This is a genomic window from Paenibacillus contaminans (assembly GCF_003285015.1).
GTDB classification, from domain to species: domain Bacteria; phylum Bacillota; class Bacilli; order Paenibacillales; family NBRC-103111; genus Paenibacillus_V; species Paenibacillus_V contaminans.
This window is the reverse complement of sequence record NZ_QMFB01000029.1, coordinates 46,052-66,751: the sequence shown is the minus strand read 5'-3', so window position 1 is coordinate 66,751 and position 20,700 is coordinate 46,052. Positions and strand designations below refer to the sequence as shown.

At 47.6% G+C, this 20,700-nt stretch carries 18 protein-coding genes; 16 read left to right on the top strand and 2 right to left on the bottom strand.

The genetic code is table 11. The features are described 5' to 3' along the window. Position 1: 1 nt before the first annotated feature. On the top strand, positions 2-811 hold the full coding sequence (locus tag DQG23_RS33005; RefSeq protein WP_113035295.1) for a MerR family transcriptional regulator: 810 nt from the start codon (positions 2-4) through the stop codon (positions 809-811). Positions 812-993: 182 nt separating this feature from the next. On the opposite strand, the gene DQG23_RS33000 is transcribed toward DQG23_RS33005, so the two are convergent. Continuing rightward, positions 994-2,097 (bottom strand): P-loop NTPase family protein, encoded by a 1,104-nt coding sequence (locus tag DQG23_RS33000; RefSeq protein WP_113035294.1) that lies wholly within the window; start codon positions 2,095-2,097, stop codon positions 994-996. A gap of 294 nt (positions 2,098-2,391) precedes the next feature. On the opposite strand from DQG23_RS33000, the gene DQG23_RS32995 reads away from it, so the two are divergent. The 10 genes from DQG23_RS32995 (at position 2,392) to DQG23_RS32955 (ending at position 10,488) form a co-directional block, all read left to right on the top strand. Next, positions 2,392-3,192 carry a class I SAM-dependent methyltransferase gene (locus DQG23_RS32995; protein ID WP_113035293.1) on the top strand — a complete coding sequence of 267 codons (801 nt, stop codon included), beginning with the start codon at positions 2,392-2,394 and terminating at the stop codon, positions 3,190-3,192. Positions 3,193-3,316: 124 nt separating this feature from the next. Then, entirely contained in the window at positions 3,317-3,673 is a 357-nt protein-coding gene (locus DQG23_RS32990) for a nuclear transport factor 2 family protein (RefSeq protein WP_113035292.1), read from the top strand. Between the two features lie 289 nt (positions 3,674-3,962). Further along, entirely contained in the window at positions 3,963-4,820 is an 858-nt protein-coding gene (locus DQG23_RS32985) for an aminoglycoside phosphotransferase family protein (protein ID WP_113035291.1), read from the top strand. Positions 4,821-4,988: 168 nt separating this feature from the next. After that, positions 4,989-6,311, top strand: a complete 1,323-nt coding sequence (gene murD, locus DQG23_RS32980; protein ID WP_113035290.1) for a UDP-N-acetylmuramoyl-L-alanine--D-glutamate ligase — start codon at positions 4,989-4,991, stop codon at positions 6,309-6,311. Positions 6,312-6,490: 179 nt separating this feature from the next. Next, the gene (locus DQG23_RS32975; RefSeq protein WP_146762428.1) at positions 6,491-6,946 is read left to right on the top strand and encodes a hypothetical protein; all 456 of its coding nucleotides are present in this window, start codon (positions 6,491-6,493) and stop codon (positions 6,944-6,946) included. A gap of 424 nt (positions 6,947-7,370) precedes the next feature. Further along, on the top strand, positions 7,371-7,520 hold the full coding sequence (locus tag DQG23_RS42660) for a hypothetical protein (protein WP_192894663.1): 150 nt from the start codon (positions 7,371-7,373) through the stop codon (positions 7,518-7,520). Between the two features lie 24 nt (positions 7,521-7,544). Continuing rightward, positions 7,545-8,318 (top strand): MerR family transcriptional regulator, encoded by a 774-nt coding sequence (locus DQG23_RS32970; protein WP_113035288.1) that lies wholly within the window; start codon positions 7,545-7,547, stop codon positions 8,316-8,318. After that, complete coding sequence (locus DQG23_RS32965; RefSeq protein WP_420330264.1) at positions 8,315-8,971, top strand: GAP family protein; 657 nt, start codon at positions 8,315-8,317, stop codon at positions 8,969-8,971. Before DQG23_RS32970 ends, DQG23_RS32965 begins: the two co-directional genes overlap by 4 nt. A gap of 50 nt (positions 8,972-9,021) precedes the next feature. Continuing rightward, positions 9,022-9,849 (top strand): SMI1/KNR4 family protein, encoded by an 828-nt coding sequence (locus DQG23_RS32960; RefSeq protein ID WP_113035287.1) that lies wholly within the window; start codon positions 9,022-9,024, stop codon positions 9,847-9,849. Positions 9,850-10,032: 183 nt separating this feature from the next. Next, positions 10,033-10,488 carry an NUDIX domain-containing protein gene (locus DQG23_RS32955; RefSeq protein WP_113035286.1) on the top strand — a complete coding sequence of 152 codons (456 nt, stop codon included), beginning with the start codon at positions 10,033-10,035 and terminating at the stop codon, positions 10,486-10,488. Positions 10,489-11,205: 717 nt separating this feature from the next. Here DQG23_RS32955 and DQG23_RS32950 read toward each other — a convergent pair. Continuing rightward, entirely contained in the window at positions 11,206-13,116 is a 1,911-nt protein-coding gene (locus DQG23_RS32950) for a fibronectin type III domain-containing protein (RefSeq protein ID WP_113035285.1), read from the bottom strand. Between the two features lie 220 nt (positions 13,117-13,336). On the opposite strand from DQG23_RS32950, the gene DQG23_RS32945 reads away from it, so the two are divergent. The 5 genes from DQG23_RS32945 (at position 13,337) to DQG23_RS32925 (ending at position 20,633) form a co-directional block, all read left to right on the top strand. Then, a complete protein-coding gene (locus DQG23_RS32945; protein WP_113035284.1) occupies positions 13,337-14,125 on the top strand; it encodes a response regulator transcription factor in 789 nt (262 codons plus the stop codon). Next, positions 14,122-16,917, top strand: coding sequence for a cache domain-containing sensor histidine kinase (locus DQG23_RS32940; protein WP_113035283.1), 2,796 nt, complete (start codon positions 14,122-14,124; stop codon positions 16,915-16,917). Before DQG23_RS32945 ends, DQG23_RS32940 begins: the two co-directional genes overlap by 4 nt. Positions 16,918-17,013: 96 nt before the next feature. Next, entirely contained in the window at positions 17,014-18,711 is a 1,698-nt protein-coding gene (locus DQG23_RS32935) for a type 2 periplasmic-binding domain-containing protein (RefSeq protein WP_113035282.1), read from the top strand. Between the two features lie 66 nt (positions 18,712-18,777). Beyond that, positions 18,778-19,731 carry an ABC transporter permease gene (locus DQG23_RS32930; protein WP_113035281.1) on the top strand — a complete coding sequence of 318 codons (954 nt, stop codon included), beginning with the start codon at positions 18,778-18,780 and terminating at the stop codon, positions 19,729-19,731. 2 nt (positions 19,732-19,733) lie between these two features. Beyond that, positions 19,734-20,633, top strand: a complete 900-nt coding sequence (locus DQG23_RS32925; protein WP_113035280.1) for a carbohydrate ABC transporter permease — start codon at positions 19,734-19,736, stop codon at positions 20,631-20,633. Positions 20,634-20,700: the final 67 nt, after the last annotated feature.

Sequence of the window (20,700 nt, the reverse complement as noted above, 5' to 3'; positions counted from 1 at the left end):
TATGTTCAAAATTGGTGACTTTGCACGGCTGAGTAAGGTAACGGTGAAAACTCTACGGCATTATGAAAGCGTAGGACTGTTTCAGCCCGCGCATATCGATTCTTCAACTGGTTACCGGTATTACACGGCAAGCCAAATGTCCAGACTTAATCGGATTATGGCCCTGAAGGATCTTGGCTTTTCCTTAGATGAGATCTCTATCCTTCTCCATGCAGACATGGATTCAAAACACCTGCAGAAGTTCCTAGAAGTAAAGCATTCCGAGATCTTGTTAAGAGTAAGGGATGATCAATCAAGACTTTCCCGGATCGAAAGCTATATGAGAATGGAAAAGGAGGGACATGTCGTGAAGTATGATTGTGTTATTAAAAAGATTGAACCGGTACGAGTTGCTTCAATCAGGGAACATATTCCAACTCATGGCGATCAAGGTCACTTGTGGGTAGCTTTGGGGGAACATATTAGAAAGCATGGAGTAAAAATCGTTCCTCCCTGCATAGTGATTTACCACGAGGGAAACAGTGATTCATACGTAGATGCAGAGGTGATTGAACCGATATCCGGGGATTTGCCGGAAACCGACCGTATCAAGGTCAAGATCCTTGAAGGTGTTGAAGAAATGGCAAGCGTGGTTCATAAAGGTCCCTATCAGACCCTCCATAACGCATATAATTGCTTGTTGAATTGCCTGGAGGAAAACCGGTACGAGATAGCTGGACCCCAACGAGAGTTATATTTGGCCGGAGAATGGTCGACAAATGATCAGAATGAATACATTACCGAAATCCAGTGCCCTGTCCGAAAAGCCTGAATGGTTAAACTCGGCTAAAAAGCTGATTGAAGTCTTAAGCCGAGGTATTGCCGGGTTCTCTCTCTTAAAATTAACGGGTACGATAGTGTGGAGCTGTTGCAAGGACAGCTCCTTTTTGATGTTTCAGTGAAGTAAGGGGCAGTATTGTAGACGAAGGGTGAAAGGACGAAATAATTTTTGCTTTAGATGCTTACTCTCTTATAAATCAAACCCGATTCCGTCCAACGACCTGTCAATTGCGATCCTTTTGTGATAATTTTATCATTGCTTTCCACGTGCAAAATGACAGGTAAATCCCGGATATAGGCTTCGTCATCTGACCGCGGATACAGTCGTCGCTGAGCTCCGAAAGGATCAACTAATACGTATTCATTTCCGATATTTTCGATTGTGATGGACAATTCCAGGTCTTCGTTATGGAACTTGCCGATCGGAAGAAGCTTAGGAGGATCCGGGATGAACGCAAGATCAAAGAAGCGCAGCATCCGCTCCTCATAGGCTTGCCAATCTCCTTCTGTTACTTCAACCGCCAGTTTCTCGCACGGCGCATCCTCATAAAGTGTCACTGCGAGCTCGTGATAATCGTGTAAAAACTCGCAATACGCTTCAATGGATTGTGTACGTTTCGCATAATACGGCCTGCCGCGGTCCCGCTCCCACATTCTTTGGAGAAAGGATTCCCCCCGAACGAGCCGCAAATGTTCGATCGCATCCCGGACGGAATGGCGATACATATAAATCAACTTCGGCTGCAGCGGCATTACGAGCTTCCATATTGAACTCACTAAGTCCATTAGTGCTTGTTTTGGCGCATCGTCCCATAGAAATGCAAATACTTGGTACTGAAAGATGCAACTGTCTAAGATGTAGATGCGATCGGGCTGCTCAACCGCTTTTGTGACGAATCGTTTCCATTTTTCCAAAGAAATGTTCAAGTACTCCTTTAGCGTGAAATTCCATACATCTCTTCGCCGCAGTTCATTAAGCGTCGGCTCGGATAAAGAGTCTAGATAATGCCATTCAATCTCGAGCAAGTCGAACCCGACCGAGTTTTCCCGATATTGCGCAAGCTTGTGTAGAAGAGGAAGATCGGGTTGAAAACGTTCTGGCCAACTTTGGAACTCTTCTTTCGTCAGGCATGCCTCGTGGAAAAACAACACGGAATGCGGCCGTTCTAGCTCGTGAATCCAACTTGAAGGCAATCCGTTTCTCTCAAATTGGCGGTACAGGAAACCAGAATTGGTCGATTTCCCCGACCCAGGCAAACCTTCCATAAAAATAATCACGACTAAAACGCCTCCAAAGACCAACCTTTTTTATACTTCTTTGTCACCACCAATTGTACTTCGTTAGCACGCACGGTACCATTCCAACAATGGTTTAATCTAAATTTTCCATAAGTGTTTTCTATATAACATTACCTCAATAAAACTTGAAACGTCAGCCGGCCTGAACAATAGGCTGACGTTTCTCAACTAACGTGTAGGATAGTTCAACTTTAATTATTCAATCACTTTCCATTATATGGTGAAAAATGCATAATGAAATTAGTCGTAGCACATTAAAAAGGGGGGACTTACGTGGTCAGTAGTGAGAATATCATTAAAAATAAATGGAATGAGTGGTCTGACACTTGGTATCAGAAGAAACGATCAGATGGGGTGATAACAAGAATTATTACTTCTCATGCGTCGGCATTTCACCGCATTACATATTCTATGATTCAAGAGGCTGTACCGGATTTGAATGGTAAAAGAGTATTGGTTCCTTCAAGTGGTGATAATCATGCGGTATTTGCTTTTCATTTGATGGGAGCAAAAGTAACTTCATGTGATATTTCGGAAAAGCAAATAGAAAACGCTTTTGTCATTGCAAGCAAACATAGATGGGATATTGAGTTCATATGCGATGATTCCATGACATTATCTAAAGTAAATAGCAATGAATATGATTATGTGTACACATCAAATGGCGTTCATGTTTGGATTAATGATTTAGCATCCATGTACAATAATATTGCAAGGGTTTTAAAGAAAAATGGGACATACATTATGTTTGATATACATCCCTTTATGCGTCCGTTCGGCATAAAAGCGGGAAACGATCTAATAGTGGAAAAACCATACGATGTGACAGGTCCTTTTGGAGAAATACCAACTTTTAAATGGCGCATCCAAGATATTATGAATGCCATCATATCATCAAATCTTAACATCAGACGTATCGAGGAAATGTACGCAGAGGATGGTTCATTTTGGGTGGACGATTCCACTGATAAGGGAGAATTTTTGTCAGAAGAAGAACTTGAAAACTATTGTAATTGGCGTAAAAATCCACTAGCTGCTATTCCTCAATGGCTATCAATAGAAGCCATTAAATGACGATTAAGCTAACGGGTACGAAAGTTCCAACCATGAGGCTGCCATGGAAGAACGGACAGTTTCTTAAGTTATTGGGCAGTAATGCGAAGTATTAATCCAATATATTTTCATGAGGAGAAAAGAAATGGTATATAATGCCTCGTTGAAAGAACAGATATGTCAATTAGAGCAAAGTCATTTAAAAGCTGGGGTTCGCACTAATCCAGAGGAATTAGCAAAAATACTTGCAGATGGTTTCTTTGAAATTGCAAGTTCGGGCAAATTTATTTATAAAGCAGATTGTATTGTTGAAGGCGGAATCGCCCCATTGGATATTACGTTTTCTAATTGTGAGGTACATCCCTTGGCGGAAGATGTAGTTTTAACGACTTATCGTTTAGAAAACAAAACAACAAAAAATAGGACTTTACGAAGCAGTATATGGAAATTTATCGATGGTCGATGGCAAATGTATTTTCATCAAGGAACGATAGAACTGTAGAGTGGTCTTTTTTATCTAATGGATTACGATTGCAGAGGAGCTTGCCAAGAGGCGGCTCCTTCTTTATTAGTTGAAGTAACGGACAGGATGGCTGATGAGAATATTTATTTCTAAACTGATTAGTGACCACTTGTAAAGATCGGCTGCCTTGTTCACCTATACTGGCAGAATACTTCCTAAGACCGATTTACTAAAAATTCCATGTGGTATACTCACAGAAGACGATCTTTGCTCAGAATATTTCATCATGAAACTAAATTTATATATTCTCTAGAACGGGAGTAAGGAAATGAAAAAACTTGGTGCGAAGATTGGCGAAGGTGGATGTGCAGAGGTATTTGAGTGGATGGATGATAATAAGATTATTAAATTAGCAAAATCAAATACAAGTGTCGCTGCCTTGCAACGTGAACTGTATCACTGTCAAATTGCATGGGATTGTGGTCTACCAGTTCCTGAACCATTTGACCTTCTGAATATTGATGGCCGGTCAGGCATTGTGTTTGAAAGAATTTATGGAGAATCCATCTTGAAGCGATTTGTTGATAGATCAACTAAACAGGCGACGACAGAGGAAACAAATAATGTGTTTGACGATTATATCGACGCCAAGATAACAGCGCGGCTTCTTTTTCAAATCCATTCTCATTCGGTTCAAAATATGCCGAGCCAGCGAGAAAACATCAAGAATGACATTCTTCGTTCGCAATACTTGAATGAAAACGAAAAAGAAGCAGTTATTAACCGATTGGATCAATTACCGATGAAACAACAGCTTTGTCATGGAGATCCAAATCCAGGCAACGTAATTTTTAGAGATAACGAAGCCATAATTATTGATTGGAACAATTCATCGACAGGGAACCCGGAAGCGGACTTGGCCGAATATATCATTATGGTTAGATATGCAATATTACTATCAGATTTTCCGATTCAAGCCAAGGATGGTTTAAATAAAACGCGTGAATCCAGCATCCGTATCTTCATGGATGAGTACGAAAGGCTGTCCGGTATTGGATATGCAGAGGTGGAGTCTTGGATTGTTCCTATTGCTGCTCGAAAATTGAGTGCTGATGGAATATCGGAGGAGGAGAAAAACTTGTTGGTAAAGGAGATTAGAAGAAGACTCCTTATTAACGGGAAATGAAGTGAAGATTTCATCCCCCCGTCACTTAGGATAAGTGAAAACAATAGCTTAACAAATACATGACGGTAGCAGGTAAGACTGATCGGCTGCCGTTTCTCAACTAACGGGCGGGGGAGTTCCAATATGTGGTATATTCTATATAATGACATTTTCTAATCGGAGGTGCCTATGAATTTCGCTTTCGAAACCTATATCCAATCGTTGGCCGGTCAGGACGTAACTATCATCGGCGCCGGCGTCAGCAATTCACCGCTGATCCGCATGCTGTGCTCGGCTCGGGCGCGAGTCACCGTGCGTGACCGCAATCCGGCACTACCCCGGGAGGAATGGGACAATCTGGGCGTCAGGTTGCAGCTAGGGGAGAATTATCTGGATCGCGTTGAAGGTGACGTGGTGTTCCGCACTCCGGGCATGCGTCCAGACCATCCGGCACTGGACTCGGCCCGAGCTGGCGGTAGCCGTGTGACCAGTGAGATGGAGGAGTTTTTTGCGTTGTGTCCTTGTCCCATTTTCGGCGTAACCGGTTCGGACGGTAAGACCACCACCACGTCGCTGATAGCAGACATGCTGGCTGACGGAGGTCGTACGGTACATCTGGGTGGCAACATTGGCACGCCACTGTTGACGCGCGCGGGCGAGATGACTCCGCTAGACGCGTGTGCGGTCGAACTGTCCAGCTTCCAACTGATGGACATGACGCGCTCTCCCCATGTGGCGGTGATTACCAACCTCTCGCCCAATCACCTCGACTGGCACCGTGGTATGGATGAATATTCCGCCGCCAAGCGTCGTCTGCTGGATTTTCAGAGTGCTGACGACTTTGCCGTCCTAAACGGCGATAATCCGGCGACCGCCGCACTGCGAGGGCGAGGAAAAACCATGTATTTCGGCGGGCACACTGTCCGCGATGGCGTAATCGACGGTCTATTACCCATCAGTGACATTCGATTGCCGGGATGGTATAACGTGGAAAATGTTATGGCTGCCATGACTGCTGTGCGGGGGACCGTGTCGGATGAAGCAATCCTGGAGACGGTGCGCAACTTCGTCGGCGTGGAGCACCGAAATCAGTGGGTGGCAACTGTGGGCGGCGTTCAATATTACAACAATTCAATCGGCTCAAGTCCCGCCCGTACCGTCGCCACGCTGCATGCACATGTGGGCCGAGTGCTGTTGATCGCGGGAGGTCGAGATAAGAAAGTACCGTTTGACGAGATGGCTAGGATGCTGCCTGATCATGTCAAGGTGCTGCTGTTGATCGGAGAAGCGACCGGTCAAATCGAAGCTGCGGCGCGCAGCGTGCCGAGTTGTCCGCCTATTGTCCGTTGCGAAAGCCTGGCCGAGGCAGTGGCGCAGGCGCACAAGCTGGCAGAACCGGGCGACACTGTGCTGCTGAGTCCTGCATGCACTGCGTTTGATCAATACCGTAACTTTGAAGAGCGCGGTCATCACTTTGTAGAGCTGGTAGGAGCGCTGCACCGGACGGACTGAAAGGATATTAATATGATACGTGTTGATTGCGCTGATGTATTTTCATTTATAGATGGTTCTAAACAGCAACTGAGTGATTCATTATGTTATCGGGAAACGTTAGCGTGGAGTAGCGTGTTGCATCAGCTGCTTCTTTTTCTATTGAAGTAACGAGCAGATTAGTTGAGCAAAATATTCAATTGATTAAACCAGTGGATAAGGTAAGTTCAAGTAATAACTCGATGCAAGGTTATGTCCGTTTCGCTGCCATGATCGGCGGAATTTTCTTTTCCTTATTAGATTTTTACCCTTTTTTTGAAAACATTATATCCGAGGCAGTGATGAGTATTCGTCATTACATAACCGCCCAAGAACCTGTCCAGCATTTATGCGACGGCCGCCTAAAAAGATGGGTATTAAAGCCTTTATGCGTAGCTATGCGTATAGAGCGTTTAATAATAACGGGAAAATATCCGCATAATTTCAATGAGCTTTTAGAGATGTCAGCAGGGTTGCCACAAGTAAAAGCAGTGGAATGGATTATGAACAAAGAGTTATTTACTCAAAATGTAAGCGCAGATCCAACAAAGGTTCTTGGCACTTTATTAGAGTTAGCTACGAGTATTTCTGAGCGCGTGGCCAACTTTAGAGACTAAACAGGAACAAATAATAACATACAAATAATACTGGTGTAGACTTTCCACAACCACTCCATCGTCAGGAGTGGTTTTGTCTTATTTATTGATGTGAATTTTGCACTAAGAGAAAGTATCTCCACTCAAAGAAATAAACGTAATATTTATTCATTTCCTCACCTCTTTATTATTGTGAAATGATTTTATAAGATTACGTTGCGTCAACATCAAGCTAAGTTGTGCAAGCAAAGTATATTTTAATCATAAAAACACTTGAAAGTGACGTAACGTCATTTTGTATAATCAAGCCAATGGGCTACAGCGCGGGAGCTTGGAGCCACCGTCAAGGCTATATAAACACTTCGCGGCCTTGACGGGTTTACGGCAGCGCGGCCAACCGGCAAATAGAGGGAAGAAGGAATCTATACCAAAGGAGATAGAAGATATGAAACAAGGTGATATCTTTATTTATGCATGTGTCATTATAGGAGCAGGGATTGGACTTATGCTGGATCAAGCATTTTCTGGAGTATTAGTCGGACTAGGATTGGGGTATCTAATCAAATACGCTGTATATAAAGATAAAGAAAATTAGCATCCATCGTCGGAGGTGTTTGTAATGATTCATATCAAAGAAGTTGCGAAACAAACTAAAATCACAGTCAGAACACTTAGGTACTATGATCAGATTGGCTTATTGACGGTTTCATCCAAAACAGAAGGGGGACATCGTCTATATTCAGAAGAAGAACTGAAGAAGCTTCAATATATCCAATTTTTAAAAGGAATGGGTTACAAGTTGCAAGATATTAAAGATATGTTATCCGACTCTAATTGGAATTGGTCGAACAGTTTGAAAAGCCAGTTAGCGTATATCCTTGAAGAGCAAGAAAGATTAAGGAGTATAGAGTCGTCTCTGCGGGAATTGATAAATGGGATTGCAGTCGACGGAGGGGATGAACGGCTTGCAATACAGAAACTTATTCAGTTATCGAATCAACATAAAAAAAGATTGCCGACCATCAAGGAGAACGTGTTTAACGAGAAGGAAATGAAGCTTTGGACAAAGCTCCCAAAAATGAGTGGAGAAGACCCTTATTCTTTAGAGTGGATTGCTTTGCTAGGTCAGATAAAACGATATACGAAAGATGATCCTGCTTCATCACGAGTGCAAAACATAATACGGCGTATGATAGAAAAACAAATGGAAGAATTCGAAGGAGAAGACGAGTTTGTGAATAAATTATGGGATCTGAGGAAATCTCCAAAGCAATCTGAGAGTCTGGGATTATATCCTATAGACAAGGAAATTCTTGATTTTATGGAGCGAGCCTATGACATTCACATTTCTTCAATACAGAACTCTTCCATGGAGCAAGGAGGAGAATCGTGACTCTTGAACTCCTTTTTATGGTAGGGGGATTAGCCTTACTGGATATGCTTAGTCCTGCAACATTAGGGGTGACGGTATATTTGCTGTTAACGGAGAAGGAGCGATTAAGTTCACGCTTAATGATTTATTTAGTGACAGTCGCAGCATTTTATTTTTCAGTAGGCGTTGCTTCCATATTAGGTCTGGATGCGTTACTGGCTACGTTCTCTTCGATCTTTCAAAATCGGATTGTGAGTTGGGTTATGCTGATCATTGGGGGAGTTCTGTTTATAGCCAGCTTTTACTACCCTAAGAGCAAAAAAACGGATTTGCCACGGCCAAAGTCAAAAAGTAAGACAGCCATGATTGCACTCGGTTTCACGACATCTTTGATTGAAGTAGGTATAGCATTTCCGTATTTTGCTGCGATTGGTCTTATGACTACCTCAAATTTAGAAGTTTTTCAGTGGCTCCCAATTATAGTTGGCTATAATTTCATAATGGTTCTACCGCCATTAATCCTGTTTACATTGCATTTATTATTTGGACGAGTAATGCAAAGACCATTAGTAAGGCTTCAAACCAGGCTATCGAAGCATTCAGGATCGGCTGTTTCTTGGGTCATGTGTATCGTGGGGTTGATTTTGGTTTTTAATAGTTTGGATTATCTGTAGAGAGTTTTATAATTGAGATAGAGACGAGGCTATAGCGAGGAGGAATCTGCATGGAAGTGGTAAAGCTAACCGGTACATATACAGTAGATAATTGCGGCAAAAAGGAATTCTACGGCACGTATTATTCATCCGAAGTTTTGAATGATGGCAAAGACGGCAAAGCCCCGAGATTGGTTCAAAATCACGGAGCATCTGACGAAGAAATCCGGAATATGGAACAATGGTTGAAAACCTTAAGCTACATCGTTCATGGCAATGATATTTCTCTTGGCTGCACGGAAGAACAAATCGAAGACGCGGAAGAAAGGTTAGGAGTTTCATTGCCGGCCGATATGCGCATATATTATCTTACTGTCGGCAACGATCCACTGCTGACGACCGACGGAAATTCGAAAAAGAAGGATCGCTACTTGCCGATTAATGAGATCCATGTTTCGGACGGAAATATCGTCTATCGAATGAGAAAAAAAGAGCCTTTTGCGTTATCAGCGGTAAAGAGACAAATTATGTTCATGGACAATGATACTTGGTACTGGGAACCCAATATGGAATCTTTTTGTGAAAACATTATGATTACTGCAGCGATTTTTGCCATCAGCCACATGAAGCATTCCGCCAAAGGTCGATTAAAGGGCGAGTTGGTTTCTTCGTTACAAGCGAGAAAGCTTGCGGAACAACGTTTTAACAGTACATTCCGGGCATTGGACTCGTATTATCATCCGTTTTGCGCTCTTTTCTATAACGAGCGGGAGCGCAGATTAGGCTGGTTCCGTTCCAACGGCATGATGGCCGATATTCTGATCGGGACGCAAACTGCGAAAGAAATCGAGGATTTTGGGGAAATGCACGGGAATATCAAATTCAAATATACTGAATAATCTTATCGGAAAAGAAATAAACTCGAAAAGCTAACGTGAGTTCAATAATCAACTAAAACGAGGCTGCCAGCATGATTGGCGGTCTTTTTCACCTAACTGGCAGCAGTTTAGTTTGATTTGCTGAAGGAGTTTTAATTATTCTTAACGAACTCATTTGCTGAACAGATTTATCAAGGAGGAAGTATGGATAACTACTCTATTCAGGCTCGTGTTACAGGCGTTCTAATTGAAGAGAAAAGCATTCTATTAGTAAAACACACGGATAAAGTGGATGAAAATCGGTTTTGGTCACTGCCGGGAGGGAAAGTTGAACAAGGCGAGACTCTGGAATATGCAATGAAGAGGGAAATGTTCGAAGAAACAGGACTTAATGTGGAAATTCAAAGATTATTATACGTTTGCGATAAACCTGAAGAACAGGTTTCACGGATTCATTTTCTATTCCGCGTAAAGAAAATCAACGGTACAATAACCCTACCTTCAAACTTGTATGATGATAATAACATTACAGATATTCGATTTGTGCCATTTGATCAGCTGGAACATTTGAATTTTTCGAAGGTATTTATGAATCTTGTCTTTAATGATTTCCCAGATGCAGGGCATTACAAGGGGCATAAAAGCAATATTGGCCTGTAGTAATCCATTAAGTTAACTGGTACGAATATGAGGAGCTTGCAGGGATGCATTTCCTTTTTTTTGTTGAATTAACGGACAGAATAGCTCCAAAAAATGGTACAATTTTGATGAGTAATAATGTAATTCTGGTAAGGGGGAGGGAAGGTGAAGTATTGGACATATATTGGCATGTTCTCATCATTAGGAGCTATGGCACTGTGGCTAGTTCTTAACTTTTTTAACCCATACAATTCTGAGCCGGCTAGTAGTGGTGTTTTAGTAAGAACTGGCTTATTCCTATTAGCCCCAGCATGTGTAGCATTAATTGGTTCAATTATTAACAAACGTATTATTATGTTCATTGCATTCTTCTGGTCACTCCCTATAAGCCTTTACTTAGCGATGACGCCAAGTATCTTCAAGTTGTTTATAGTTACTTCTTTTTGCTACCTTCTTACCGCGATACTGATGAGGAAGCGATAAGGAAAGATAAAATTTATACACCAAATAGCATGGAGCCAAGTTGGGGTGACCCAAACCTCGATTTCACTAAATACTCTAAAACAGGTGTTGTCCGATTGCCCAACGGTATGTTTTACTTTATGGTGCATTATTGTCGTATGACAAAAATTTTGTCCGATTAAATCCCACATAAATCGCGGGTTTTCTTTTTAATCGGAACACTTTCTTGTCAAAAACGAATGACAAGAATGTGTTCCGATTGCTTCGTAATGGGACTTACCTTATCACGCTAATTTTTTGACTGACGGAGGAATGATCGCCAATAACCGTCGGGATATTGACAGGTAAAGACATGGACAACGCTTTGGTCCCGCTGTGGGCGGTAGAGGAGAAACCTCCGAGAAAATTAGGGTTGCTCTCCGTGTAGTACCAATCCGGACTCGTTTCAAACCCGCTGTTCATAATTTCGGTGTTCGTGATCGCCACGCTGTCCCAATACACATCGACTGTGTAGTTGGAAACGGCTTTTTTCTCGTACAGTCTGAGCTTTACGTCCACGGACGATTTGCCGGACAGATACGAGGTCACGTCGATCGATTCCGTAAGCCACGTATTGGCGGCGTCCGCTGTCACGTCTTTTTCCCATACAACCGTGCCGTCGATCAGCAGCTGCTTGTAATGATACCCGGCGAGGCCGCCCGTTCGATTGTCCCGGTGGGCGAAGGTCAAGGTGTACGTTTTGTTCGATCCGGTCGTGAAGCTGTTCGAGCCCGAGGTCGTGGTCGTCCCAGCCCCGTTGCGCGCGATCACCCGCCAGAAGTACGTCGTGTTGGGCGACAATACGGAGCCCGTCAACATCGCGCTCGTCCCGATAATCTTGGGAACTTCGGCGGTCAGGGTTGCGAAATTGCTCACGGTGGAAACTTGCAGCGTATAGTCGGCGGCGTTCACCGAAGGCGTCCAGGAAAAGGCGAGATCCAGGTTGCGGCCGGTCGCTCCGTTGCCCGGACTGGCGAGCGAGAACGATCCAGGCGTCCCGTGATCGGGATGCAGCTGGTACAGGATGGCGATGTCGTTCAAAGATCTCGCCGAGAATGTGCTTAAACTTCTCAACGACATCTCCTTTTCGAACAACGCCCATATCCCCGGCTTCCATCTCTCCATATCCCCGATTTGCAGCGTGAACTGTCCGGTATAAGAACCGCTGCCGTTTACGTAATACGATAATTTCGGGGCTGTCGTACTTCCGTTCCACATATTGTTGTAAATCGTGTTGGCAAGCCGGGTCATCGCCGCCGTATTGAATTTCCCGCCCCGAGTGTAATCTGTAAGGGCATGCATAAAATCGATCGTCGTGTGGCTCCAATCCTCCAGACGAACCGTATGATTATCTGCCGGGGTTAACCGATCCCAATAGTTCCAATGGTAGCCTGTTCCGTCCAGCGTCAGCCAATAATGCCATTTGGCCGTCATGCCGTCCGCCCACGTCAAATAGTGCTTATGCGCGTCCAGATCAAGCTTAGCCATCTCCAATTGAGCCGACGCCATAGCCAGATACTGATTGTACGGCAAGGAAAGACCCGCATGGAGATTATCGAGATAGACATTGTACTGATTCGACCAGCTGTTGTCGAACGCCGGAATCAAGTCGCTGTTGATAAGGGTTTCCATCGCGTTCGCCTGCGATCCGTAAGTGATGCCTTGCGGATTCGTCGCGCCGGCGATACTGCTGTCCGCCCGAACAAGCTGGATGAACTTGGCGAATTCATATACCATTGCGCCGCGATGGAGAAGATATTCTTCGTATTGATTGGTGGGGCTATAGTAGGTCGAACCCCAGCCAAGGAACCCGTCGCCGTCCACATCGCCGATATGGCTGAACATGTTGTCTGTGTATGTGCTCAATTTTTGCAAATAGCTCGTTTGCCCCGTCACCTCATACATGCGCCGCAGAGCAGCAAGCGTATAGTTCCCGTTCTGGGCCAAGAAAGCATCGTCAGCCAAATCCGTGTATCCGTAATGATAGGTAGGGGTATCTCCTAAAGCGAGGAGATTGTCAAAGCTTGTTTTCCAACTCGCAGCGCTGCCGTACGCGGAAGCCGGCCTCGCAATCCCCAATACGCAAGAACTTGCCAGCACAACCGCCAAAACAAGATCTTTCCAAGTCGACATTCGAATCATGCCCATTCGTACATTCCACCTTTTCCCCTTGGATTTTATACAGGTCAAGTATAATCAATGTTTTAAGCGCTTACATAACACAATCATCAGGTTTCATATTACGATTTTCACATGTTTCGCTTGAAACGCGATTTGCGCCGTGCAAGACTTCCCGACCCGCTCCGTTCCTTGATATAATGAGCCTACATTCAAGGCCGAGCTTCATGAGCGAAGGAGAGGACGGATCATGTATCGCGTACTGATTGCGGACGACGAGCCTTACATTCGAGAACGATTGGCCAATCATATGCCCTGGAGAGAAATCGGCTTCGAAGTCGTGGGCAGCACGGAGAACGGGGAGCAGGCGCTGGAGCTGTTCCGTTCGGCCAAGCCGCATGCGCTGCTCACCGATATACTCATGCCCGGCATGAGCGGCCTGGAGTTAATTCAGATCATCAAAGAGCAGGAGCCGCGCACGAAGCTCCTGGTCATGAGCGCCTACGACGACTTCAAGTATGCGCAGCAGGCGATCCGTCTGGGCGTCAAGGGTTATCTGCTCAAGCCGATCATTCGCGAGGAGTTCGTCGAGCTGCTGCAAACCGTGGCGGAGGAGCTTCGCCAGGAATACCCCCATACCAGCCATGTGGACAAGGCGCCCGGTAATGAGAAGCTCTATCCGAAGCCGGGCAATCCGTACGTTCTGGCAGCCAAGCGTTATATCGACGAACACTACGAAGTAAAGCTCCGCCTGGAAGATGTGGCCGAATTCCTCTACATGAACCCCAATTACTTCAGCTCCCTGTTCAAACGCGAGATGGGGCTCAGCTTCGTGGACTATGTGAACGAGCTTCGCATTCACAAAGCGCGGAGCCTGCTGGTGGAGACGGACGAAAAAGTGTACGAAGTGTCCATACAGGTTGGCTACAGCAACTTCTCTTATTTCAATAAACTGTTCAAGCGGCTGAACGGTGTCACGCCGCAAACGTATCGAGAGCTCGCCCGGAGCGGCGGAAAACCGGCAGGATTTGAGCCATGATGAAACGTCCTGCGATCAAATTCACGCATTTCCTTATGCTGTTCTCTCTTGGCGTAACGACGGTCCTGCTGCTGGTCATCGGAACCGTCCTCTACAATAAGACCAAGCACATTCTTGCGGAGAAGATCAATTTGATCCACTCGATGAAGCTGAACCAAGCTTCGGCGGACGTGCGCAAACAGTTCGAGGACCTTTACAAATCTTTCGACGGCTTCCGCAATCACGAGCTGCTGATCGATTCCGTCCGCAAGCTGTCGGACAACCGCACGTCCTCCTACGAGCGCTTCACTGTGGCCAAAAGCTTGCAGACTGCGATTACCAACTTCAAAATCGGAAACGCTTCCATCGAGCATGTGATGGTCATGACACAGCAGCAGCAGTTTAGTTCGAATCTCAAATATGTGGAATATTTCCTCGACGGCAACCGGCTCCCCCTGTATATGGAGCAGGATCAAATCGTGTTCGTGCCTCCGGGCCGAACGTATGACTTGTTTCATCTCGACCGCGACCGCATCGACAATCCGCTTCTGATAGACATGATCGATCCGCTCGAAGGCTCGATGTATTTCGTCTGCCGTCTGAACGATGCGAATGGCGAGCAGATCGGGCTAATGTTCATGCTGCTGAGCGCAAGCGCGTTGAAGACGCAAATTCCGTATGCCGACTCCCTCGCCATTATAGGAGAGGATGGAAAGCTGCTCTATCGCGGCGACGGGTTGGACGCGGACTTCCCTCAGCAGCTTCGGAACGGCGGTGGCTTGGACGCGCAGACGTTCTCGCTGCACGGGCAGCGCTATGAATTTCGTCCGCTTGGCTTCAACGGGTTTCGTCTCGTTTTCGTCGAACCCGAGATCGATTTTCACCGCAGCCAAATTAGGATCATCGCCTGGTATTCTATCCTGACCTTGCTGGGCAGCGCTTTGCTGTCCTACATCTTCTCCCGCTGGATTGGCAAAAACATTTTGCGTCCGCTTCACGGTCTCATTCGCTGGATTCGCGGGTTCGAGCGGTTGGAGGATCGCTGGGATACCGGGAACGGCTGGCCCGGCAACACGCGGATCACGACGATGAGGGAACGGTTCTTCGTTTATTTTCTGTTGACGATTTTGCTGCCGATTCTGCTGTTCGTCATGCTGTTCTATATCAAGTCTACGCGGATGGTGTCGAAGGAAGTGCAGCAGACGTATTCCGTGTTGTTCGAGAAGTCCGCGCATCGGCTGGAGTTATTCGTGAAGCAGAAGGAATCGGCATTGAGCTGGCTTGCTTATAATGCCTGGGTCGCCGAATATGCGGAGGACCCTGTGGAGGAGAATAGGGGGAAGATGGACGATCTTCTGGTCACTGGCACGTATTCCTCTCTTAGCGAAGACGTTGTAAGCTTGTACGATGTAAGCAACCGGCTGATCTATACGAACCGCCGCAAGCAAGCGCCGCGTATGGACAGCTCGCTGTACGAGAACATGATGACCAAGCGCAAAAATATGCATGATTGGCTGCCGCCAGCCGAGACCGGCTCGTCCACGGTAAGCCTCGGCATGGCTGTCGTGAACATTCAGATATCGCCGGAACCGCTCGGCTTTCTGAAGGCCGATGTGAGCGGCGTGTTCCTCTCCAGCCTGTATGCCGAGCTGAACGGGAACGGCAGCGAAGCGTTCATCGTCCATCAGGACGGGCGCATCCTCTCGCACCCGGAGGTCGAGAAAGTGGGACAAATGTCCAAGCTGCCGGTTCCTCCCGGAGAACTGAATGCGTTATCGCAGCGGAATTCTGCAGTTTTATATTTCTCGAGCAAGCTGAGCGGGCTTCCCTGGTATTTGGTCACGGTTTTCGACGCAGCCACCGTTCGCGGGCAGGCGATCGGTTTGATCTACGATGACATTTATTTATTCATTATTATCTTTTTACTGATATTGCTCGCCTCTTATTTGATGTCCCAATATCTTATCCGGCCGCTCTCTTTGCTTCAATGGAAAGTTGTCCGGATGGATCTGGGTCCTGAAGGACGTTTCCCCTCGGACGCTCGTTATGCGATCGACGAGGTTGAGCAGCTCCGGGATTCATTCAATTTGTTGCTGGAGCAGATCGGACAATTGGTGGAGGAGAAGCTGACGGCCCAGAACGAACGGCTGCAGCTGGAATACGAGAAGAAGGAGACGCAGCTTGAGGCGCTGCAGGCCCAAATCAACCCGCATTTTCTGCATAATACGCTGGAGATCGTGATGTATATGATCGAGAAGGGGGAGCGTGATGGCGCGGTCACGATGATCGGTTTGCTCAGCCGGCTGTTCCGGTACGCTATGGGCAAGGAGAGCCAGGTTACGCCGCTGCGCGATGAGGTGGCTTATGCGAAAACGTATATTCGGATCATGAGCTTCCGTTATAAGGATAAAATCCGCTGCGAGTGGCAGATCGACGAGGAACTGCTGAACGGCATCGTGGTGAAAATGATCCTGCAGCCCTTGTTAGAGAACGCCATTCGGCATACGCTCCAGTCAGGCGCGGATCAAGTGCAAATCTCTATCTCCATCACCCGCGAGGGCGACGCTGTGCGGATCGCCGTTACGGATAACGGGCCGTGGCTTGCGGACGAGAAGCTGGCAGCCATTCAAGACAACCTGGAGCGCAGAGATCGCGGAAAGGTAGGACTATATAACGTGAACAGCCGCATTCAACTGCATTTTGGCGAGCAGTATGGCATCACGATGTCCCGCGCCGAGCCGCATGGGGCCGCTGTGATCTTGAAGCTGCCCTATGTGCGGGACGAATCCGTGGAAGCGGATACAAATAGGTGAAAATTGTGTTAGGAAGTTCGAATGATCTTGTCATGGCCGCCCTCCGAAATTATCTATACTTGACTTGTATCACATTCATGTTAGGGGGATTGTACAATGGCAGGCAAAAAATCATTGGCCGTCACGCTAGGTATCCTGCTGGTCGTTACGAGCGCTTGCTCAAGCTCAGGCAGTCCGGAGTCCGCCAGCCCAACGGCCGCTCCCGGGACAGGGACGCCAGCGGCAACGGCGGATGCCATGTCCAAGAAGCTGGAGATCAGTTGGGTCGGACAAGGGGCCCGGGGCAAGGTCGAGGACAACAACAAGATCCAGCAGATGCTCGAAAAGAAATTCAACGTGAAGCTGATCAACCGGAAAATCGACATCAACAGCGCCGAGCAGCGCAACCTGATGGTCGCCTCCGGCGAGCTGCCGGACTACGCCTACACGCTGGACGATCCGAGCAAGCTGTATCGCGACGGCGTGACCCGCAGCATCCCCAAAGAGATGATCGTCAAGTATGCTCCGAAATACGCCGCCTTGCTAGACTCGTACGGAACCGGCTTCAAGGTGAATTTGGTGCCGGGCAAGACAGATGAATTTTATGCGCTCACCGGTTACGTCGATACGACGGTCAATCAGTTCTGGGGGCAGGCGTACCGGCTCGACTGGATGGAGAAACTCGGCATCAAGCCGAAGGGGACCGTAACGCAGCTTGGCACGTCAGGCGGGTTGGAGCGCATCTACTACACCACCGAGGCGTTCACGATCGAGGAAGAAACGAAGATGTACGAGGCGTTCGTCAATCAGGACCCGGACGGCAACGGCAAGAAGGATACGTACGGCCCGATGCTCGACTATGAATCTCCGTCCAATACCCAGGCCACGCTTATGGGCGCATTCGGTTTCGGGTTGGGGCAGTTTGTGGAAGAGGACGGCAAGCTGCTCCATTCTGCAATCAGTAACGGCTATAAGAATTACTTGAAGCAAATGGCCGACTGGTACAAAAGAGGCATCATCGATCCCGAATTCACTACGCTTAATCTGACGAAAAGCTGGGAAAAATTCGCGACGGGCAAATACGGCAGCGCACAGGCTTTGCATCAATCGGCTGCTCTGGTCCCTTATACGCAAACCCGTCCACCGGGCAATCTCGTGCTGAAGGACCCGAGCGTGAAAATTTTGTTCGCTCCTCCTCCGATCGGCCCGAACGGCAAACAAGGCGCGCCGTCCAACGGAAACGGTGTAGACGGCTTCTCTTATTCGGCCGTTATCCGCAAGGATGTCTCGGATGAGAAGCTGATCCGTATCCTGCAAATGTTCGACTACATCAATCTGGATTTTGACGGAAATATGTTGACTCAGTTCGGGGAAGAAGGAGTCGACTTCGCTTGGGAAGGCACGCCGAAAAAATCGGCAGCGATTCTCAAGAAGAACGATGCGGAACGGGAGGCGGTAGGCGTCTTTTACTACAATCACGTCATGCGTCCCGTCGCGGTGACGCCGATTTGGAACGATTCGTATACGCTCAAGCTGCTTGACGCTTACTGGGGCGTCGAAGCAGGCCGGAAGACGGTTTATGCGAACGCGAGATACGATTACTTCAACGAGACGAAATATAACGAGCTTCGTGCCAAATATACAGCCAAGCTGAAAACGATCACCGACGAGTACATGTTCAAGGCGATTACCGGGGAATTGAATATCGATTCCACTTGGGACAATTATGTGAAAAACTACCTGGACAACGGCGGCAGAGAAATGACGGCCGAGCTGGAAAAGGCGCCTAAAACCGCGGACCTGCGCAAAAAATAACGGCGGCGAGCGGGCGACTGGTCCAGCGGGGCCAATCGCCCGCGCTTTTGATGAAAGGAGCCTGTTATGGAAGCACCTATGAAGGCGCATGCCGCTCCTCGGACCGCTGCGGACCGGGGCGTTCTCCGAAAAAAATGGAAGCGGATGAAAATGCTCTATTTAATGCTGCTGCTCCCTGTCGTGCATTTGGCGGTGTTTCATTATGCCCCGATGTACGGCGTATTGATCGCATTTAAGGATTATCGCCCGGGGCTGGGGATATGGGACAGTCCGTGGAACAACTTCGAGCATTTCCGCTCCATGCTGAACGATTTCGTCTTTTTGCGGGCGCTGCGCAATACGTTTGTCATCAGCCTGGTGCGTCTCGTATTCGGATTTACGATGCCGATTTTGTTCGCCCTGCTGCTTAACGAGTTGCGGACCCGATTTTTCAAACGGACGGTGCAGAGCATCTCGTATTTGCCCCACTTCCTGTCCTGGGTTATCGTCGCCAGCATGGTCGTGGAAATCGTGTCGCCCCAGCGCGGCGTTGTGAATTACGTCGTTACCTTGTTCGGCGGGGAGCCGATCAACTTTTTGTCCAGCAAATTGTTCTTCGTGCCGCTGCTTCTGATTACGGATGTGTGGAAGGAGATCGGGTGGGCCTCCATCATCTACCTGGCTTCCATCGCTTCCATCTCGCCTGAGCTGTATGAAGCGGCGGAATCGGACGGGGCCAATCGTTTTCAGAAAATGATCCATATCACCATCCCGTCTCTTGTGCCTGTCATTACGATTTTGTTTCTTTTGCGGCTGGGGAATATTTTATCGGGCGGCTTCGATCAGATTCTGAACTTGTACAATCCGCTTGTGTACGAAGTGGCCGATATTATCGATACGTACGTATACCGGGTCGGGATGCTCGAGGTTCGCTTCGATTACTCCGCGGCGGTCGGCTTGTTCAAAAATGTGGTGGGCGTCATCCTGCTCGTCACCGTCAATCAATTCGTTCGCAAACACAGCGACTACGGAGTGTGGTAATTATGGCCCATCCTGTTCGACCTCGCGCGCGGCTGCGCCCGGGCTGGTGGTTCGATACGCTGAACATCGGGTTGATGGGGCTGCTCGTTCTGCTCATCCTGTACCCGTTCTGGCAGGTCGTCATCCTGTCGTTCTCCACAGCTTTGGAGGCTACTTCGTTAGGCTTTCATTTCTGGCCGAAAACATGGTCCCTGGAAGCCTACAAGTTCCTGTTTTCGTATGACGAGATTATTCGGCCTTATCTGAACTCGATCCTGAGAACGGTGTCGGGGACCGCGCTGGAGCTGCTGTTTACGGTGCTGGCCGCTTACCCGCTCGCCAAGCGGGAGTTGCCGTTTCGGAGTACGGTGACCGCGTATTTTATTATTCCGATGTTTTTCTCCGGCGGCCTGATTCCTTCTTATTTGTTGATCAAAAGTTTGGGTCTGTTGGATAATTTCCTGGTTCTGATTCTCCCGGGCGCTGTAGCCATATTCAGCATCATCATCATGCGCAATTATTTGATGTCGCTCGACGCCGCGCTGGAGGAATCCGCGCTCATGGACGGCGCCGGATACTGGACGATTTTATTCCGAATTATTCTGCCGGTGTCCACGCCCGTGCTGGCGACTGTGGCCCTGTGGGGAGCGGTCGGCCACTGGAATGCCTGGTTCGACGCGATGATTTATATCCGGGACCGCGATCTGACTGTCATTCAGGTCATCATGCGGGAGATGCTCACCTCGGTCAGCCAGCAATACAACGATCTGGTGCTGAGCGATAACGCCCAGCAGGCCGAACTGTCGCTCAGCAACGTCCGATCCGGCATCACGCTGTTGTCGATTGGGCCGATCGTGCTGATCTACCCGTGGCTGCAGAAATATTTTGTCAAAGGCATCATGATGGGTTCGCTGAAAGGCTGATCCGAAGCCGTGGCGGTTGCTGTTAAAAGGGGAAGCAGGGAGTTAGCCGGCTGTCGAGAGACGATTA

Bases quoted from the DNA above. Each gene is read 5' to 3' on its own strand.
- DQG23_RS32930 (WP_113035281.1), top strand. From the start codon at position 18,778: ATGGAAGCACCTATGAAGGCGCATGCCGCTCCTCGGACCGCTGCGGAC.
- DQG23_RS32945 (WP_113035284.1), top strand. From the start codon at position 13,337: ATGTATCGCGTACTGATTGCGGACGACGAGCCTTACATTCGAGAACGA.
- DQG23_RS32940 (WP_113035283.1), top strand. From the start codon at position 14,122: ATGATGAAACGTCCTGCGATCAAATTCACGCATTTCCTTATGCTGTTC.
- DQG23_RS32960 (WP_113035287.1), top strand. From the start codon at position 9,022: ATGGAAGTGGTAAAGCTAACCGGTACATATACAGTAGATAATTGCGGC.
- DQG23_RS32990 (WP_113035292.1), top strand. From the start codon at position 3,317: ATGGTATATAATGCCTCGTTGAAAGAACAGATATGTCAATTAGAGCAA.
- murD (WP_113035290.1), top strand. From the start codon at position 4,989: ATGAATTTCGCTTTCGAAACCTATATCCAATCGTTGGCCGGTCAGGAC.
- DQG23_RS33005 (WP_113035295.1), top strand. From the start codon at position 2: ATGTTCAAAATTGGTGACTTTGCACGGCTGAGTAAGGTAACGGTGAAA.
- DQG23_RS32970 (WP_113035288.1), top strand. From the start codon at position 7,545: ATGATTCATATCAAAGAAGTTGCGAAACAAACTAAAATCACAGTCAGA.
- DQG23_RS32985 (WP_113035291.1), top strand. From the start codon at position 3,963: ATGAAAAAACTTGGTGCGAAGATTGGCGAAGGTGGATGTGCAGAGGTA.
- DQG23_RS32950 (WP_113035285.1), bottom strand. From the start codon at position 13,116: ATGGGCATGATTCGAATGTCGACTTGGAAAGATCTTGTTTTGGCGGTT.
- DQG23_RS32935 (WP_113035282.1), top strand. From the start codon at position 17,014: ATGGCAGGCAAAAAATCATTGGCCGTCACGCTAGGTATCCTGCTGGTC.
- DQG23_RS32925 (WP_113035280.1), top strand. From the start codon at position 19,734: ATGGCCCATCCTGTTCGACCTCGCGCGCGGCTGCGCCCGGGCTGGTGG.
- DQG23_RS32955 (WP_113035286.1), top strand. From the start codon at position 10,033: ATGGATAACTACTCTATTCAGGCTCGTGTTACAGGCGTTCTAATTGAA.
- DQG23_RS42660 (WP_192894663.1), top strand. From the start codon at position 7,371: ATGAAACAAGGTGATATCTTTATTTATGCATGTGTCATTATAGGAGCA.